General features: G+C 41.9%; 18 protein-coding genes. 4 read left to right on the top strand and 14 right to left on the bottom strand.

From position 1 onward, the window contains the following. The first annotated feature begins 50 nt into the window (after positions 1–50). Complete coding sequence (locus tag QWZ17_RS14995) at positions 51–830, top strand: hypothetical protein (protein WP_290306068.1); 780 nt, start codon at positions 51–53, stop codon at positions 828–830. Between the two features lie 91 nt (positions 831–921). On the opposite strand, the gene QWZ17_RS15000 is transcribed toward QWZ17_RS14995, so the two are convergent. From QWZ17_RS15000 to QWZ17_RS15020, 5 genes are all read right to left on the bottom strand, one after another. Beyond that, positions 922–1,395 (bottom strand): SRPBCC family protein, encoded by a 474-nt coding sequence (locus QWZ17_RS15000; RefSeq protein ID WP_290306069.1) that lies wholly within the window; start codon positions 1,393–1,395, stop codon positions 922–924. Positions 1,396–1,547: 152 nt separating this feature from the next. Further along, positions 1,548–2,384, bottom strand: a complete 837-nt coding sequence (locus QWZ17_RS15005) for a sulfurtransferase (RefSeq protein WP_290306070.1) — start codon at positions 2,382–2,384, stop codon at positions 1,548–1,550. 60 nt (positions 2,385–2,444) lie between these two features. After that, positions 2,445–2,918 carry a ribonuclease H-like YkuK family protein gene (locus QWZ17_RS15010; RefSeq protein ID WP_290306071.1) on the bottom strand — a complete coding sequence of 158 codons (474 nt, stop codon included), beginning with the start codon at positions 2,916–2,918 and terminating at the stop codon, positions 2,445–2,447. Positions 2,919–3,381: 463 nt separating this feature from the next. Further along, positions 3,382–4,116 (bottom strand): lysophospholipid acyltransferase family protein, encoded by a 735-nt coding sequence (locus QWZ17_RS15015; RefSeq protein WP_290306072.1) that lies wholly within the window; start codon positions 4,114–4,116, stop codon positions 3,382–3,384. A 37-nt stretch (positions 4,117–4,153) separates the two neighbouring features. Next, on the bottom strand, positions 4,154–4,714 hold the full coding sequence (locus QWZ17_RS15020) for an NUDIX domain-containing protein (protein ID WP_290306073.1): 561 nt from the start codon (positions 4,712–4,714) through the stop codon (positions 4,154–4,156). A gap of 566 nt (positions 4,715–5,280) precedes the next feature. Here QWZ17_RS15020 and QWZ17_RS15025 point away from each other — a divergent pair. Beyond that, positions 5,281–6,720 (top strand): glycoside hydrolase family 125 protein, encoded by a 1,440-nt coding sequence (locus QWZ17_RS15025; RefSeq protein WP_290306074.1) that lies wholly within the window; start codon positions 5,281–5,283, stop codon positions 6,718–6,720. A 98-nt stretch (positions 6,721–6,818) separates the two neighbouring features. On the opposite strand, the gene QWZ17_RS15030 is transcribed toward QWZ17_RS15025, so the two are convergent. From QWZ17_RS15030 to QWZ17_RS15045, 4 genes are all read right to left on the bottom strand, one after another. Further along, positions 6,819–7,190, bottom strand: coding sequence for a hypothetical protein (locus QWZ17_RS15030; RefSeq protein ID WP_290306075.1), 372 nt, complete (start codon positions 7,188–7,190; stop codon positions 6,819–6,821). 290 nt (positions 7,191–7,480) lie between these two features. Continuing rightward, positions 7,481–8,245 (bottom strand): hypothetical protein, encoded by a 765-nt coding sequence (locus tag QWZ17_RS15035; protein WP_290306076.1) that lies wholly within the window; start codon positions 8,243–8,245, stop codon positions 7,481–7,483. Then, on the bottom strand, positions 8,242–8,658 hold the full coding sequence (locus QWZ17_RS15040; RefSeq protein ID WP_290306077.1) for an ABA4-like family protein: 417 nt from the start codon (positions 8,656–8,658) through the stop codon (positions 8,242–8,244). The genes QWZ17_RS15035 and QWZ17_RS15040 overlap by 4 nt, the downstream gene beginning before the upstream one ends. Positions 8,659–8,779: 121 nt before the next feature. Beyond that, positions 8,780–9,364, bottom strand: a complete 585-nt coding sequence (locus QWZ17_RS15045; protein ID WP_290306078.1) for a Crp/Fnr family transcriptional regulator — start codon at positions 9,362–9,364, stop codon at positions 8,780–8,782. Between the two features lie 378 nt (positions 9,365–9,742). On the opposite strand from QWZ17_RS15045, the gene QWZ17_RS15050 reads away from it, so the two are divergent. Both QWZ17_RS15050 and QWZ17_RS15055 read left to right on the top strand, forming a co-directional pair. Then, a complete protein-coding gene (locus QWZ17_RS15050; protein WP_290306079.1) occupies positions 9,743–10,918 on the top strand; it encodes a hypothetical protein in 1,176 nt (391 codons plus the stop codon). Between the two features lie 516 nt (positions 10,919–11,434). Continuing rightward, the gene (locus tag QWZ17_RS15055; RefSeq protein WP_091145245.1) at positions 11,435–11,614 is read left to right on the top strand and encodes a BF3379 family histone-like protein; all 180 of its coding nucleotides are present in this window, start codon (positions 11,435–11,437) and stop codon (positions 11,612–11,614) included. A gap of 84 nt (positions 11,615–11,698) precedes the next feature. Here QWZ17_RS15055 and dapA read toward each other — a convergent pair whose 3' ends face one another. From dapA to QWZ17_RS15080, 5 genes are all read right to left on the bottom strand, one after another. Next, on the bottom strand, positions 11,699–12,577 hold the full coding sequence (gene dapA / locus QWZ17_RS15060; RefSeq protein ID WP_290306080.1) for a 4-hydroxy-tetrahydrodipicolinate synthase: 879 nt from the start codon (positions 12,575–12,577) through the stop codon (positions 11,699–11,701). A 182-nt stretch (positions 12,578–12,759) separates the two neighbouring features. Continuing rightward, on the bottom strand, positions 12,760–15,210 hold the full coding sequence (locus QWZ17_RS15065; protein WP_290306081.1) for a DUF5686 and carboxypeptidase regulatory-like domain-containing protein: 2,451 nt from the start codon (positions 15,208–15,210) through the stop codon (positions 12,760–12,762). A 73-nt stretch (positions 15,211–15,283) separates the two neighbouring features. Next, on the bottom strand, positions 15,284–15,517 hold the full coding sequence (locus tag QWZ17_RS15070; RefSeq protein WP_290306082.1) for a hypothetical protein: 234 nt from the start codon (positions 15,515–15,517) through the stop codon (positions 15,284–15,286). Between the two features lie 122 nt (positions 15,518–15,639). Beyond that, on the bottom strand, positions 15,640–17,655 hold the full coding sequence (ligA, locus tag QWZ17_RS15075; RefSeq protein ID WP_290306083.1) for an NAD-dependent DNA ligase LigA: 2,016 nt from the start codon (positions 17,653–17,655) through the stop codon (positions 15,640–15,642). A 173-nt stretch (positions 17,656–17,828) separates the two neighbouring features. Continuing rightward, positions 17,829–18,737 carry a DUF6263 family protein gene (locus QWZ17_RS15080; protein ID WP_290306084.1) on the bottom strand — a complete coding sequence of 303 codons (909 nt, stop codon included), beginning with the start codon at positions 18,735–18,737 and terminating at the stop codon, positions 17,829–17,831. Positions 18,738–18,854: the final 117 nt, after the last annotated feature.

An 18,854-nucleotide genomic window follows, 5' to 3' on the forward strand; every position in this document is an offset into this window, starting at 1 on the left:
CCTGCTAATCGGCGGGGATATTTACATGGGGTTAATACTTCATTACATTTATGGCTATCCAGTTAAGAAAAAATACAGTTTTATCAAACGATAATATAAAAACGTTTAGAGCAATAGTTGTTTTAAACGAAATGATTAACGGCGACCGCCAGTTTAGCAGCAATGCTTATGGCGATGATGCCGCATTACAGCCTTTATTTGCCGAGTTAACAGCCAATGGTTATATCATTAGTTCGGGAGGGGTATATAAGGTTAGTTCCAAAGGTCGTGGAGTATTTGATACGTTTATGAAACGTTATACCGAGTATTTGAAGGTTTATGACGTTTTTTCATTTGTTGATTTAGAGAAAGGCGAGTTTGCCTTTAGCAGCTATTTTGACTTTGATACCGATGACGACTGGTTCAACTTTACCGACAACGAGCGTTTTGACGACCTGCGCATAGCCGTGGCTATGTTCAAAAACATCGACCCTGCCGAAATCGTTTTCATGTCGTTCATTAACGAAAACAGGTTTGATACCACCGCGGCGGGCTGGCAAAATGGCCTGATGGGCGACGATGCCTGGGCCGAGATTGAGGAGATTTGCAACACCGCCATTAAGCCCGACGAAGTTGGCAAAGATGCCATGGTAGATATCATAAACCAGGGATCGGAGCTGATGATAAAGCTGATGGAGGAAGAGCAAAATCAAAACAATAATAACGGCGGCTATAACGGTGGCACCACCACCACCACCGTTGTTGAAGAAGAAACCATAGAATACTACGAACCTTACTACGATCCGTATTATATATCGCCAATATGGCTGCTGCCGTTGTTTATCTGGTAGTTAGCGGGCCGCTATAAGTCATTCGTAAATAATAACAGCTTTCAGACTTACGAAGTTTTTTAAAACTTCGTAAGTCTTTCAAAACCGAGGGTCATTTTCCATACACCCCAAACAGCGTCTCAATAGCTTTTTCCCTAAAAGCGAAGATCTTTTTAACTTCTTTACCTACAAACACTTTATTAGTAATTGTTCCGATGAGGCCGTAGGGGATGGCGTAGTTGAGGATATCATTCATTTGCACACCTCCTTTAATCTCTTTAAAATGGTGCTGGTGATGCCACAGGGCGTAGGGGCCAAAACGTTGCTCATCTACAAAGTATTGCTGATCGGCAACGTGGGTAATTTCGGTCATCCAGTTCATTTTGATGCCCAATAAGGGGAATATTTTGTAGGTAATGATCATACCCGGATACATTTTGGTATCGGCGGTATAATCGGATGTTACCACAAAGCTCATATCTGGCGGCGTAATTTTAGCCAGATTCAGGGGTGACGAAAAAAAATCCCAGGCCTCATCCAATGAGATTGGGATTTTTTGTTCTGTTTTTAAAACGTATGTTTTCAAAATAGATTCTTTAGAATTAGTAACAACTGGCAGGTCCTATTGTTTAATCGCGTAGCTTTTCAAACATCCCCAATCGTTAGTCCTTTGTCTTTTATCCAAAAATCCTTTGTCCAAAAAGTCCAAAAGTCTCATAGTCTAAAAAGTCCAAAAAACTATCTTTCGCTGGTTCCAATAGGCAGCCCTCTGCGGCTCCATTCGCTCCACGAGCCTACGTACATTTTGGCGCCGCTAATGCCGGCATACTCCATGCCCAGCAAAGTATGGCAGGCCGTTACGCCCGATCCGCAATGAACAACAATATCCTCGGCTGCAACCGGTCCAACGGCATCATCGTAAGCTTTGCGCAGGGTATCGGCATCTAAATATTTGCCATCGGCACCTAAGTTGGTTACATAAGGCAGGTTAAACGCGCCGGGAATATGGCCGGCAATCAAATCAAGCGGTTCGGTGATGCCTAAGTAGCGCGGTGTTTCGCGCACGTCAATTACAATGCGGTTAGGGTCATGGGCGGCTATGGCTACCTCTTTAATGGTCACTGTGCCTGTAAAGCCCGTAGGGACAGGATATGCTGCAACCGGGGTTGGGGTATATTCTTCGGTACTTAGTTCAATACCGGCATCTTTTGCGGCCTGTAAGCCACCATTAAGCACCTGTACATTTTGATGACCAACGGCCTTAAGCATCCACCAAAAACGGGCACCGCCAAAAGCGGCCGACTTATCATCATAAACAACAACATGGCTATCGGGCGTAATGCCTAATTTGCCCAACAGGGCGGCAAAATCATTAATATCGGGCAGGGGATGGCGACCGCCTTGAGAGGCATCGGTAACGGGGGCGGCAAGGTCGCGGTCAAGGTCAACATAGGCCGCGTTTTTAAGGTGGCCGGCCAAATAGCGGTCGTGCGTGTCTTTCCCGGCGCGGGCGTCGATAAGTATAGTATTCGGGCCGGCCAAAGCCGGGTCGTTAATTTCAATTAATGGCGACATAGCAACATTTGGTTTTTTATAAAACCAAATATAGAAACAGCCCTTTTAGTTTTGCGTTTTTTAATGCACTATTTTATTGGCGCAATATGAACTTGCAAAAGCTTCGGGTTTAGCCTTAAACACAAAGCCCATGCTCAGGATGTAACCCATAGCTTCGTGCAGGGCCGCGTTTGACTTAAACATAGGGTTGGTGTTAATATCGGCATGTACTTCCAGTTCCACATCATACAGGTCAAGCAAATCGCAAAGTTTGTAAGCAATGTCAATAGATTTTTGAACTTCGCTCAGCATCCTTTCTTTGATACTCATTTTCTGAGCGGTGCGCTCCTGGTGAATGAACATAAAAGCGCCGCGCTTTTCGCGCAAAAACACAATAACGGTGGCAAAATCGGTAACGCTCCCCTTCACCTGCGAATCTGTACCGATACATACTTTTAGCTTGTTACCAAGGGCGGCTTCGCGTTCAATTGCCTTTTCAACCTCTTCCATGATGGGCGTTTGGATCACCTCGCCACTGAATTTTCTCCAGATCATAAAAATTGATTTAAGTTAATTTTTAATGACCCGTTTTATGGGTCTATAAAAATAAGCGATTCGCTTTCATATTAACGTTAATATGTTGTCATTTATTTGTTAACATTTATCTGATTATCAACAGGATGGTAATTTTAGATGTGCAGGTGTGCGGATTTCAGATGTGCAGATGGGAGAAGATATGCAGGTGTGCGGATTTCAGATGTGCAGATGGGAGAAGATATGCAGATGTGCAAATTTCAGATGTGCAGATAGATTTGCACGAACCAGAATTTTTCAGATTAAGGGATTACATGACTAAAAAAACAGAGATACGGCAAGGGAGTCAAGTCCAAAAATTCTGATGAATCCGCTTAATCTCGGTTTTAAGAAAAAAAATGACTGATAGAAATCCAGAAATACCTTCATCTGCACATTTATAATTTGCACATTTGAAATCTGCATATCTGCACATCTGAAAAATCTACTGCGCCAGTTTCGCTCTGATTAAATTCTCCACCTCCAGTACCAACTCGTCGACCGGGCGGCCTGCGGGTTCTATAGGGGTAAGTACCTCCCAGTACATGGCAGTGAAGGTGTTAAGAGGAAAGTTACCGTATTGTATCATTTTCCAGGAGTCTTTGATGGCAATGGGTACCAGTAAAGCTTCAGGGCATTTTTTTAATAGCATAGATATGCCGGCGTGGTGAAATGTTCTTACTGTTCCATCGGTTGAGCGGGTTCCTTCCGGGAAAATCACCGTCGACCAGCGGTTTTCTTTCATCCGGATACCCAGTTTGGATAGTTCGGTCATTGACTGGCGCGAGTCTTTCCTGTCGATATTAGCACCACCACCATGTTTCAGGTTATAGGATATAGATGGTATACCTTTGGTCAGTTCAATTTTTGAGATAAACTTGGCGTGGTACTTACGCAGGTACCAAATGAGTGGTGGAATGTCCAGCAAGCCCTGGTGGTTGGCCAAAAAGATAATTGGCCGGCCTAAAGGTAAATCCTGTTTGTTGGTAAACGTTACCGAATTACCCAAAAGGTACACGGTGCTTACCAGGCAAAGGTTAAGTATATCAACCGCGCGTTTGTGCGCGGCGTATCCAAAAAAGCGAAAGCACACCCATTGTATAGGCTGAAATATAACCAATACCAGCAAGAAGGCCCCGGTTGCTATAGGAGTGAGTAAATACCCAAAAAACTTTTTCATCGACAGCCAAATTTAGGTATTTTTTGGAAACCTGTATTTATAAACGGTTTTCGGCAAGTAATAATTTCACTTTAAGCACCGCCGCTACCGTCATCGAATCGGTGATTTCTCCATCACAAACCATTTGATATACCTGCGCGAATGGTACTTTTTTAACGATGAGTTGTTCAGTATCTTCGGGTTCAGCCTCGTGCTGGGTTAGGCCGCGGGCTACATAAATTACGCCCCATTCATCGCTTACCGAATTGCTGAGGTGCAGTTGTTGAATTTCTGTCCATTGCCCGGCCTTAAGGCCGGTTTCTTCCAATAACTCGCGTTTGGCGGAGTCTAATGGATCAACGCCTATCTGACCGCCTCCCTCGGGCATTTCCCAGCTGTATTGGTTAATGGTGAAACGATATTGTCCTACCAGGTAAGTGTTCAGCTCATCATCTAAAGGCAGTACACCTATTGCCAGGTTTTTAAAATGTACCTTACCATAAATGCCCGGGTTACCAGATGGATTGATCACCTGGTATTCGGTTACATTGATCCAGGGGTTATCGTAAATGGCTTTTTCGGCAGTTATTTTCCAGGGGTTTTCTTCGGGATGATGCATACCGGAAAAATAGGACTTTTGGACTTGCGGACAAAGGACTTTTTGGACAAAAGAGGAAAGACTATTAGACCTGCGGACTGGCGGACTTTGAGATAAAGGATTTTTGGAGTAAAGATCAAAGACATAGCCAGGTAAGGGGAGAAGTAAAATAGCGCCGCACTCCCAGCGGGCGCTATTTCATAATTAACTATTAACTGAAAGTATCTTCTTAAGCAATGAAGAAACATTAAAGAACGACAAGAGTGATTTTAATCTGCAAAAACAGATCTCCCTACCGGGAATCATAGTAGTTATTTATTCATGCGTTTTTAATTAATCATTTATTTACAATGCTAAAGTAAGGGCAGGCAAAGCAGCCTGGCAACAAGTATCGATGAATGTTGCGTTTATATCGATAAGTAACTACCTAAAGCAATTCAAGCGAGTTCTTTGCTTCCTTTGTCTTACTACCTGATACTTACTACTTGATACTCTAAAAGGTATTAGATAAATAAAATAGCACAATTTTTCTTTTGGATAATCAAAGGCTTTTATATTTTTACAATATACCAATTCAATTTACCTATATGATTACCAGACGACGTTTTATCAAGATCAATGGTGTTGCTGCTACCGCGAGCCTTGGTTTGGGCGCCTTACCAAAATGGGTTAGCGCGGCCACTATGCCTGCATTTGAAAGTCATCGCCCAAAACCGGCCGACCGTAAATTTACCAGCAAGGCTGTTGAGGCCACCATACAAAAGGTTAAAGCGGATATTAAAGACCCGGAAATTGCCTGGCTTTTTGAAAACTGCTACCCCAATACTTTAGATACTACCGTTAACTATTCTGAAAAGGATGGCAAGCCCGATACCTTCGTAATCACCGGCGATATTTTTGCCATGTGGATGCGCGATTCATCGGCGCAGGTTTGGCCGTACCTGCCGCTTATTAAAAATGATCCGGAGCTTAAAAAAATGATTCAGGGTGTGCTGCGCCGCCAGGCTAAATGTGTATTGATTGATCCTTACGCAAACGCCTTTAACGAAGGCCCAACCGGCAGCGAATGGGATAGCGATGTTACCGATATGAAGCCCGAACTACACGAACGTAAATGGGAAATCGATTCGCTTTGCTACCCGGTGCGTTTGGCTTATAACTATTGGAAAACAAGCGGCGATACCAGCTTTTTTGACGCCGAGTGGCAAAAGGCAGGTAAAACCATATTAGATACCTTTAAAGTACAACAACGCAAAAACGGTAAAGGGCCATACCACTTTCAGCGTAAAACAGAAACCGCCAGCGATACCGCGCCAAACCGTGGCTATGGCAACCCGGTAAAACCTGTAGGCTTAATCTGCTCTATCTTCCGTCCGTCGGATGATGCTACGATTTATCCCTTCCTCATCCCGTCAAACTATTTCGCGGTTACCAGCTTAAGGCAAATGGCCGAAATGTTTAGCGTGATAGGTAAAGATGCCGCTACTGCCGCTGAGTGTAAAGCTCTTGCCGCCGAAGTTGATGCCGCTTTGAAAAAATACGCCGTGGTAAATCACCCTAAATACGGTAAAATAATTCCTTTTGAAGTTGATGGCTACGGTAACTATTTATTAATGGACGATAGTAATGTACCAAGCCTGCTGGCCCTGCCTTACCTCGATTCATTACCGGTTACCGATCCTTTGTATCAAAACACCCGCAGGTTTGTTTTAAGCTTAGATAATCCTTACTTCTTTAAAGGTAAAGTTGCCGAAGGAATTGGTGGTCCGCACGTGGGGATTGATTTTATATGGCCAATGGCTATTACCATGCGCGCGCTTACCTCAACAGATAAACTGGAAATTACCCGTTGCCTGCACATGCTTAAAAACACCCACGCGGGCACCGGCTTTATGCACGAAGGCTTCCATAAGGATAATGCCAATAACTTTACCCGTAAATGGTTTGCCTGGGCCAATACCTTGTTTGGCGAACTGATTGTAAAAACACACGCGCATCATCCGGAATTGCTGCAGAAGATTTTTTAAAAAATATAATTGCGAAACCAATAATGCCCGTAATTCAAAATTATGGGCATTATTTTTATGCTCGAAGAGGTGTGCTAATTAATAGGAGGCAAATCCAATTAAAATTTTATCTTACCTATTGTATATCCATAACTTGATTCGATGGTTAAAACAGCTTCTTCCCCTGTTGCATACTCATAGCAATATTTAGTTTCAATATATATATCTTTGCCATCTACTTTATAAATGTCTTTCCCTTTCTTCGTTACATTAACGATATATTTTCCCGTTTGTAACTTCAGTGGAAAAAGCACGACATCGGCATCTTTTAAACCATCATCAGTAATTATTTTTGCATCATTGAGATTCTTTCCTTGATAAAGTGCCGCTACATCATATTCAGGCCCCATTTTATGGTTAAATGAGGAAAGTATTGATAAAAGGAATAATAAGCCTATTCCAACTAAGGTTTTTATTTTATTATTTTTCATTAAGTGTTAAGTCTAAGATTATTGTAATTTATTTAAGTAAATGAATTCCGTTTTAGCCTACTTATTGAGATAACAATAACCTACGCGCGCTCTTTGCATCAACAAAGTATCATTATTATGATTAAGATATCGAACTCTAATAGAATCTTTTTGTCGAATAAGGCATAGGCTTAGGATCAAATATAATTATTAGATAGGGTATTACAGACACATTTATAATTTTTGAAGATGAACATAATAATGAAAAAAGGTTATTCACAAATATGACATTTAAAGCATTCTACAAGTTTTTAAAACAACGGCCTGCCCAGCATGGCGTTGTAAAACAATAAGGATACCAATACAAAGTACAGGCCGGCAAACACAATTGCCGGCTTTGCTTTTTTAGTGTTGGTTAACACCACAAACAAAGGCACAATTTGCAAGGCGTGTAAGCCCATGAAATGCGCTATGCGTAAATCGCCCGCAATACGGCTCCAGTTAAAGAGGGGCAAGCCGGGGCCACCATCGGCAGCGCCAACGGTGTGCGCCAGCCTGGAAGCCATTATGCCGCCTTCAAAAGCAAATATGCAGGCCATGATGATCCCGAGCCGGATGCTCCATAATAAAGCCGGACTTATCTGTACAGCCCTTACCTTAAAAAACATATACCCCACATAAATGGCGAAAACCGTTTGTGATACAATCACCAACCCCATCACGCTAAATAAAATAGCGTTATACAGGCCCGTTACATTGTAGTGCGATAATTGCCCCCTGGCGGCCTGGCTGGCAATGGCCAGCATTTCAAACGTCATGGCAGATACGCTGAAGTTGGCAAAACGTTTTTTTAGCCTGTCAAAGGGGAGGTATTGTAAAATTAACGGCCAGGTTAGGCAGTAAATGGCTATAGAAATGGCAAATTTGATGGGCTTTACCCATAGGTTAATACCCATTAGCTGCCTGTGATCAAACTGTGCTATAATCAGCATTAATACAAATAATGCCAGGTGCCCTAACCCGCAATAATAAAAAGTAGGACTCAGGTTTTTAATTCGGTTAAATAACATTTTCATTTGCTTGTTTTTGTTTTTTGGATGATTTGGTAAAGTAGGAAGCCACAAGGGCCAAACATGAACGTAAGCGCCAGGCAGGGGATAACCAGCCAATGTGAAACCGCTTTTGTTTGTGCCGATTTGATAATGGAGAAGCCCATCATCAAATCGAAAGCGAGGTAATGTACCCAGCCGGCCAGTAACAGGTTATCATTACTGAAAAGCGCGCGTACCTGCCCGATGGAATTAAAACCACCACCTGGTATGTTAAAAAAGCCGGCAATATAAATGCAATAGATAACCGATAGCAATAAGGGTACAGCGGCGTAGTCAATTAGCCATCTGGTAACTTTCCAATTAGGGAGGGCGATAAGCATTAGCCATTGCAAGGCCGCGATGGAACTGACGGCCGAAAAAACCTGGTTGGGATTCATATCATTTTTAATTTAAGTTGATACCATGAGCACCAAAAAGTGCACAGCACAAAACTGGGGCAAATGCCTTTGCCTAAAAATGATATAAGGTTAAAAACGGAAGTGGATTTGTTAACCTAAGTTAACTTTTGGTGTTGTTAGATAGCTTAGCCCGGATGCGGCTTAGGCTTTGCGGCTGAATGCCCAGGTAAGAGGCTATTAAATGTTGGGGCAGCCTTTCAAAAAGGTGCGACCGGTTACTCAGTAGTTCCATGTACCGGTCTTCGGCCGATTGGGTTAACAGGTTGCGGTTGCTTCTGGCGGTGCTGATAAAAAGGTTTTCGGCTATGATACGGCCAAATCTTTCAAAGCGCTGGCTGTATTGGTACAAGCCCTGCATATCGGCATAGCTTAGGGTAAACAGTTCGGTATCTTCAATAGCTTCAATAAAATCATGCGATGGGGCTTGCAGTAAAAAACTTTCGTAATCACCAATCCATTCGCCTTCAAAGGCAAAGCCTAAGGTTTGGTCGCCTTTTTCGCCGCGGGAAAAATAACGCAGGCAGCCCTTTTGTACAATAACCATTCCTTTACAAACCTGGCCTTCTTTTAAATAAAAGCTAAACTTTTTTAACGTTACCGGTTTAAGCCTTTGCATAAATGTAAAAAGCTCTTCGTCGGTAAAGTCAACCAGTTTACGTAAGGATTGGGTTATAATTTCGTACATCAATTATGAAACTTTTGCCGGTAATTTTGCCTTAAAAGCTATTATACCAAATATAAACCAATATTTGAAAAGAGGCAGCAGGCTAAAGGGGCGGGCCAGGAAAATTGCCCATAACAAGGCCGCATTTATTTGCACAATCATTACTTTAAACATACATACTTCCATAATACCGTAAAATCCACCAGGTAATCAATTAAAACAGCTTTTATGTAGGTGTAATTTACCTCTTATCTGTGCTTTTAAACCGGTTAATAAAAGATAAAAAAGGCAATTAAAAAACCCTTCTTTCAACCTGTACCAGGTTATGCCGCTGCCATACCTTAGCAATGCAGACGGATCACAAGCAAAAACAATTATAAACCTTAAAATCAAAACAAAATGGAAACCGAATTAACTCATGAAGAATTAACAGCAGAAGCCCTACAGGCCGAGGAGCTTATCGGCAAGTTTAAAAGCATGTCGTATCAGGACCTACTGACCGATATTTTCAGGCACGAGAAAGAGGTAAAAGGGATTGACTGGGCACATATGGTGGTAGATGAATCGCTAAGCCCTTTCCAGATTAGAGAAAAAGCAAATAAGCAGGCCAAAATCTACCTTCGGGAATTACAGGCCGAACTGAAGTTAACAGATGAGGAGCTGCCTGATTTTACGAGGCAGTTTTTAGAAAAAACCTATTCTGCTTCAGACGTTCAGGTGATGCCTGCCTGGGCAATAAGCCCGGAGGAAGCTAAGGAATGGAAAGAAGCATCGGGCGAAAAGCTCAAAGAAATGATCAGCTACAGGTTGAAAATTATGCAATCGTTAGAGTTAACCAGTTCACCTGCCGGATATGCGCAACTTATGTTAAGCATTGGCATATTAGCCTGGATGAAAAAAGCATATAATATTTATAGCGCCGCCCGTGCTGCCGGGCTTTTAAGACTTGCATCGGTAGTAAAAGCTATAAAAGGTGTTACACTACAGGCAACAAAAATGTTTGTAGCCACCATAATACTTGCTGTAATAACCGAGATTTTATTATACCTGATGGAAAAGGATGCTGTTGTTTACATGGTTTTAATTAACATGACAGACGACGACCTGAAGCTTAACGATCAATATTTAACACATGGCAAGCAAAAAGTTCAATTTGTAAACCCGGCTGAAGGAACCCATGAGGATAAGACGCTGATTAAACGGTCTGTAACAGATTTAGGCGGTGGCGAAGTAGACATCGCTTACTGGACAGGTTTATATGTGGCTCAGAAAAAAGATATGGCACTTTATGGTAGTCAGGGGGCTTTCAGATTTGCGGATTGTAACTCATATGCTAACGGTGCATACGTAGGCTGGGAAATTCCGCTTACCAATACATTTTTTTCCGGCGGCCCCAACAGGTGCCTGGTATCGGCAAACCATGAAGGCAACGTAGGTGATTTTAGTAACAAAACCGACAAACATGGTTCGTTGCTGAGCGAATCAAGCAATTCGGTAGCCAAGGTAGTAGGGAAAATGCACAGCAGAAAAGGCAGCGAGGGTTACATGAGCGTAATTTTTGAACCGCAACGATAAAAGCCGGTGTTAGCTTAAATTGGGCTTACATTCAATATTTCGTTTTGAAAATGTTGTAGCTATAATTCACCAGGCCCGCATGAATGGGTAATTAAAACGCGGCAGCAGCACTAAAAGTGCGCAGCCGCGTTTTTTAGCTATTTGTCAAATCGGTTTTATTGAATTGCAGGGCCTCCCTTCCTTAATTTAAAGCTTTACTATTTATTGGGGTATTGCAAATGCCATAATACTTGAAATTTATAAAAATACCACTGCTTTTTATATGAATTAATTATTTAATAGTTATTATTGTTTTGTATGGTAAAAAAACTGGGAAATAGTTACACATAAAAATCATATTTACTATTTTATAATCAATAATTCATACTATTCATAATAGCTCAAATCCTTAAAATGTGGAAAAAAACCACTTTAAAGGCACTATTTTTCGCTTTTAAAAGTTTTTAATTAAAAAAAAACATTATAGCTTAGCTTTAGTTAAAAACAATAAACCTCATTATTCAAAAGAATTAAAAAATGAAAAAATTCACCGAAGTAAAAGAGCTTATAGCTTCTTTGGAGGCAGACGCCGACAAATTCTACAACAAAGGAAACAGTGCAGCCGGAACCCGTGTTCGTAAAGGCATGCAAGATTTGAAAAACCTGGCGCAGGCTATCCGTTTGGAGGTTCAGGAATCAAAAAATAAAGAAAGCTAAGAGATTGTTTTTTTAACTATCTTACTAAATAAAAAACCCGGTTACCAATCATAACCGGGTTTTTTATTTAAAGATGATTTATGTTTAAGATAACCGTTTCGTTTCCTTAATAATCGCTTCGGCAGTTGCCGGGCTAACCTGCACTAAAGGCAACCTAACAGTATCGCCGCAAACACCTAATTGCTTTAAGGCTGTTTTTACGCCAGCCGGGCTGCCATCGGCAAACATAAGGCGGGTAAACTCTATCAAATCATAGTGTGCTTTGTGGGCACCTTTATAATCGTTATTTAAAAGCAAACGGATCATATCAGATAGCTGGCGGGGCAACGCGTTGCCAATAACTGATATTACACCAACAGCGCCCAAAGCCATCATTGGCAACGTAACCGGATCATCGCCCGATATAAACAAAAAGCCTTCGGGCTTATCGCGCATCAGGTGATTAAACAAATCAAAATTGCCCGATGCTTCTTTAATACCTATGATGTTTTTAAAATCCTTTGCTAAACGTACCGTAGTTTCGGCACTAACTGTGCTGCCGGTACGGCTTGGTACGTTATACAAAATGATAGGCAGCTGCGAATTTTGCGCAATAGCCTTATAGTGCTGATAAATGCCCTCCTGTGTTGGCTTGTTATAATGCGGGCTTGCCGACAAAATAGCATCGTAGCCGGCAGTATTGAATGATTTTATTTGCTCAACAACCTCATGAGTATTATTACCGCCAATGCCGGCAACCAAACCAACGCGCTTATTTACCACTTCGGCGGTAAAGGCCCAAACCTGCTTTCGTTCAGCCTCGCTCAATGTGGCGCTTTCGCCGGTTGTGCCTAATGATACCAGGTATTCCACCCCGCCATCAATCAAATGTTCAATCAGGTTTCTCAACCCATCGTAGTCAACTTGACCATCCGCCTGAAAAGGGGTCACCATGGCTACCCCTGTTCCGTAAAATATATTCATGAGTAAAATTAAAGGACGCTAATATAGCGGAATAGTATCAAGTAGTAAGTATCAAGTAGTAAGATTTTTCCTTCAGTACCAAGTAGTGAGTATCAAGTATCGAGATTTTTGAATAGCGCGCAAAAAAAACACTTCAACAAACCAATGCTTCGGTCTTGATACTTGATACTAACTACTTGATACTAAAGTGATATTCCCACCCTTACCGCGTTCCTTATATTGCTGCCGCTGTTGTAGGATACGCCGTACATTACCCTAACCGGGCCGCGTTGCAGGCCAAAGCCTAATTCGGTATAGTTTTTAAGCACGGGGGTGTACAGGTAATTTAGGTCGATGATCTCCTTCAGTTTTAAATCGCGGATGAAAGGGATTTTGTTGGTGATAAAGCCCGAGAAGTTATGCTCCAGGTGGCCTTCCAGGTATTTATCGGGCGTGCTGAAGTTGTAGTAATCTAATAGCAGGAACCTGTTGAATGTTGGTTTGTAAACCAATAATTGGTTGCCATCAAATTGTTTATAATCGGGGTAGTAAATCTTATTGGCATTTAAAAACTTGCCGGCACCGATAAAAAATGAGGTTTGACCATAAAAGCCCAGGTCGATATCTGATTTGGAAATATCGGCACTCAGCTGATCATAACTTACATCACTGCCCAATATGCCGCTGATTCCTTTGGTATAGCTAACGCCGATGGTAGGATATTTAGAGGGGAGATACCGCCTGCCAAACGGATAGGTTTCATACCGGTTGCTAAAATCATAGCTGGCGCGAAAACTTATTTTAAAAGATTGATTTTCTGGAAATAATGGCGAGTCCTGCGTTGGGGTTAAAGGGTTGTTTGAGGTAAACTGCCTGTCTGTTTTATGGAAAAAACTATAGTCGGTACTATTAGGCAGCCATTTGCGGTTGGCCCATTCGGCAATTACCCCGGCTTGCAAACCACCGTAAATTCTGCCCGAAAACGAGGCTGAAGCAAATTGTTTTTGATACAGCTTTTGATAATTCTCTCGCCTGAATAAAGTATAAACCGAGTTTACTATGCTTGATACAGGCTGCAGGCTGTTCAGGTCGGTAACGTCAGATCCTCCGTTAAAGGCCAACGTCATCCGGTTTACCGGGATGCTGATGCCGGCCACGCCATTCAGCAAATGATCGCTAAAGCCATATCGCACACGTGCATTTACAACCAGGAAACGGTCATTCACAGTATCAATCATTTTGCTGTAGCTTGCCCCGTAATTGATAGTGAGGCCTTCTACGGTATTATATAGCAAGGATGGTAAAATGCCGTTGTAATGAAAATATTCTTTTTTATAACGGTTGCGGGTATCAATGCCGGTAAGTAGCAGGTTGGTTAGCTTAAAGGTGTTATTAGCTTTATCCAATGAATCGAGGTATGGTTTTGATTCACGTTTCGCGGCCAGTTTTCCTTTTACCTCGTAGTCCTTTTTTTCTTCGTCGGTTAGTGGAATAGGCCGCTCATTTGCCCAGTAAACAGAGTCCTTATCGTGGCCCCGGGTAATGTTAATGCGTTCCTCAAAATCCTTTTTGTTAAGTACGGGGTTAAGATCATAATTTTTGTAAACGCTGATGAAATATCCGCCTAACTTAAAGCCCAGTAGTCCTCCGGTAAATTCAAATTTAATAGTAGCGGGCATCCACACTTTATTATCAACTGGGTAAAACTGCTGGTTTATTTTAAGGGTATCAACATAATTGATATTTGCCTTTTTGGTGATGTAAAGCTGCAGTGCGGATAGTCGCCAGCTATCATCCAAAATATAAATATATCCCTCAAAACAAGGGTCGTAGCTGCGTTTTGGGATAACCTGTATTTTGTTGATAGTTTCGCCGTTTTCAACGGTAACGCCTATTAATTTATAGTTGTAATAAAACAACGCATTTTCGGCAATAGGGGATACTAATGGCCTATTGCTCATCCGTTGCCAGTTTTCAAAGTTCTGGTAAAAGTTTACCTGCATATCGCTGGCGCGATTAAAGCTAAATGCCCGGTTATAGCCCGATACTTTTGATGATACCTGTACCTCGTGCACCAGGTCGGGTCGCATATAGCTGTACTTCGACTCTGATTCTGAAAGATAAACTATGCCGGTTCTGCTGGAATCAAGTCCGGCTTCGCTGGTAGCTTTTTGCACATCAAAACCCATGAATTTTTTGGGTGCGGCCAGGAGTTTTTGAAGCCCTTTGATGTAGATATCGCAGGAGTACGCGTTTACCTCGTTTAAGTAGGTTTTACGTTTTTTTATGGCTTTGCGAATAATGGCATAGGCAGGGTCTTCGCCACCGGCGTGTATGGTAATATCTTTAAGCTGATAGGTTTCGGCTTTAAGGTTAATGTTTACTACCTGGCTTTGGCTAAGCGTAATAACTTTGCTTTGCTGCGCATAACCAACCGCTTTAAATTGCAGTTCATAAGTGCCGGCTTTTAGTTGCAACTGGTAGTTGCCTTCGCTATTGGCCGATGTACCTTGGGTGGTGTTTTTAATATATACCGATGCAAACGGAATTGGCTTATCATTTTCGCCTGTTATTTTGCCGTTGATGCTAAGTTGCTGTGCAAAAGCATTAACGGTTAAACATAAAAAAAAGGCAAAAAATAAGGTTAATTTCATTTAGCAGGTGTTTAAGCTAAGATGGCGCTTATTTACTAAATGTTACAACAATCAATTGTTAAATTGTGTGAAATTAAGAGGCTTCTTTTGATGATTTGGTATCATTGGTGCCCAACGAAAGGTGTATCTTATTTTTAAGATTCCAGTCATTAATATCAACAAGGCCGGGTTTAGTTTGGTAGTGGCTGCTGCTTTTGGGGCACCTTACCATAAAATTGCCCTTTATTTGTTCAATGACAGGCCTCGCGCCGCAATCCTTACATGGTTCGCAAAAAATATTTTCCTGTATTGTAACAAAGTTGGCCATATTGATAAAATTAGCTTTGAAACTGTTTTATAGTTTGATAACTATTGTTGCATATACATACGTTTTTTTGATAGTCGCGGTTTTAGCTTAAATCAAAAAAATATATAGTTTAGCAGCCTGGTTTAAATTATTAAATCCAGTAGTTCTTTATCGCTAATAATAGGAATGTTTAGTTTTTGCGCCTTCTCAAGCTTGGCCGGCCCCATATTATCACCAGCCACAACATAGCTTAATTTAGCAGAGATGCTGCTTAATATTTTACCTCCATTTTGTTCAATGATATCTTTCAGCTCATCGCGCGAGAAGGTTTCAAATACGCCAGATATGATAAAACTTTGCCCGGCCAGTTTGTTACTGGCTAAGGTCACTTCCTTTTCTTCGGCAATAAATTGCAGTCCATGGCTTTTTAGTTTTTCAATCTCCTCTTTATGACTTTCATCTGCAAAATAATCTATAATACTTTGTGCAATGCGGCCGCCTATCTCGTCGGCTGCTGTAAGTTCTTCAAGCGACGCGGCCATCAGGTTATTAATCGTTTTAAAATGCGCCACCAGTTTTTTGGCTACAGTTTCGCCTATGTAACGGATGCCCATACCAAACAGCACTTTTTCAAAAGGCATCTGTTTTGATTTTTCGATACCATCCAACATGTTATTGATGGATTTTTCGCCAAAGCGGCCCATCTGTTTTAACTCGGCACTGTGTTCATGTAACCGATACAAATCGCTGATGTGTTTAACAAAACCACGGGAGTATAAGGTATCGATGGTTTCATCGCCCAGGCCATCAATATTCATGGCTTTGCGGCCTATAAAGTGCTGCATTTTACCCATAATTTGTGGCGGGCAACCCTCGTCGTTAGGGCAATACCAGGCAGCTTCGCCTTCGTTACGTAACAGCGCGGTATCACAGGCGGGGCAATGGGTAATATATTCAATGGCCTTTGCGCCGGGCACACGCTTATCTAAATTTACGCTGATGATTTTTGGAATGATCTCGCCGCCTTTTTCAACATACACGGTATCGTGCTCGTGCAGTTTCAGGCGTTCGGTAATTTCATCGGCGTTGTGAAGCGTGGCGCGCTTTACGGTTGTACCGGCCAATAAAACAGGCTTTAAGTTGGCAACGGGTGTAACAGCTCCTGTGCGCCCAACCTGGTAGCTTACCTGCAGCAGTTCGGTTTCAACACGTTCAGCTTTAAATTTATAAGATATAGCCCAGCGGGGCGATTTAGAGGTAAAGCCCAACTCCTGCTGCTGCGAGTAGTTGTTTACCTTAATAACAATGCCATCAATATCATAGCTAAGGTTAAAACGCTCTTTATCCCAATGGTTAATAAAATCAAGCACGCCATTAATATCGCTGCATAAACGGCTATGATCGTCTACATGAAAGCCCCAGCCCTTTACAGCCTCCAAACTTTCCCAGTGGGTTTTAAAAAGTGTTTTTTCGGTATATAAACCGTAAAGGAAGCAATCAAGCGGCCGGCGGGCTACTTCTGCCGAATCCTGCAATTTCATGGTACCTGATGCGAAATTGCGGGGATTGGCATAAGCCACTTCGCCGTTATCTGTACGTTCTTTATTCAGTCGCTCAAAGGCTTTCAGGTGCATAAAAACCTCGCCACGAATTTCAAACAGGTCGGGGTAATCGCCTTTATCCAGTTTTTTGGGGATGCTGTGAATAGTACGCACGTTGGTGGTTACCTCATCGCCCTGGGTGCCATCACCACGGGTTACGCCGCGTACCAGTTTGCCATGCTCATAAGTAAGGCTCATGCTTAAGCCATCAAACTTAAGCTCGCATACGTATTCAAAATTATCGCCTATGGCTTTGCGTATGCGCTGATCAAACTCCACCAATTCCTGCTCATTATAGGTGTTTCCTAAGGATAGCATTGGCCAGCGGTGTTTTACAGTAACAAACTCCTTGGTAATAAAACCACCTACCCGCTTAGTTGGCGAATCGGCGTCGGCAAATTCCGGAAACTCTTTTTCCAACTGGTTTAACTGCTCCAGTTTCTGATCAAAATCAAAATCGGCAATGGTAGGCATAGCCAGCACATAGTAGTTATAGTTGTGCTGTTTTAACTCGGCGGATAACTCCTGTATCTGTTGTTGGGCTTCGGCGGCTGACATGATACGAAGGTAATAATTTGGTTTATTAGTTCACTGGTTCATTAGTTCATTGGGCTTTTGCGTTTGAAAAAAACTTCAATAGAGGTACCATTAATTTCTCAGACTTTGCGCTAAAAACTTTCCGCATGAAGTTATCAAAGGGACACCAATGAATTAATGAACCAGTGAACGAATTATTTGTCGGTAATAACCGTTTCGGCAATCATACTCATCGGGAAGGTGATCCCACCCGGTGTATCAGGATTATCTTTTATGGCTACAGTACCGTTGATGTTTTGTTTGGTTATTGATTGGGTTATCCAGCCTGTTGCTTTATCTACCTTAATATCTGATACTATGGTGCCTTTCATGTCATAATTCATGGGCGATGCGCCCGGTTCCTTCGGATTAGTTATTATCGTGCCTTCGCCGTGGATTAAATAGCTGGTTGGTGTAACGTTTACCAGTTGGTAAACCGTTTCCACATCGGCTTTCATGGTAGTTTGCAAATAGGTGCGAACAGTCCATTTATCATTTTTGGCGACAGATGTTTCGGGAAGCACAGCGGTTGACATTTCAATACTTCCTTTGATAGCCTGCGAGCCAAACGATTGTATAAACCGGGCTTTGATCTGCTCTTTTTGAACGCCCTGGATCTGCCGGAAACCATCAAGCACCGATGATATCATGTTTTCGAGATTGCCTATTGAACGGATTTTACCGCTTTTTGTAAACGTAGCCGTAAAAGGCTGATCTATCATCCCACCTAAAATAGATGACATTACATCTGTAGAGTCTTTTTTGCGCGAATCAAAAGTAACTGAGCCGGTAGGCAAATCCATTTTCATGCTCACGTTTTTGTAGGTAACCTCCATATAGTATAAAGAATCATCGGCACTAAGCACTTTAAAAGAGTTAGTGCCCGATAAGGTTACATTGATATTATTTACCTGCCCGTTTATAGTTTGTTTTATGGCCGATGTTGTGGTGTTGACCATATTATAAGTATTGCCCCTGGTTAAATGCAAGGCCAGTTTTAGCTTCTGCGCATGGCTGGTAATAGCTGCCGTAAATGATAAAAAAAGAAGAAACGCGTGTTTCATATATTTTGAGGTGTGATTAGCTAAGATATTATAATATTTTAACTAAAAAATGCGCCGAAACATAACAATTATTTAAAACTAATTTCGTTAACTTTATAGTAATCAACGGCTCTTTAT

This window comes from Mucilaginibacter flavus (assembly GCF_030409315.1).
In the GTDB taxonomy this organism is placed as follows: domain Bacteria; phylum Bacteroidota; class Bacteroidia; order Sphingobacteriales; family Sphingobacteriaceae; genus Mucilaginibacter; species Mucilaginibacter flavus.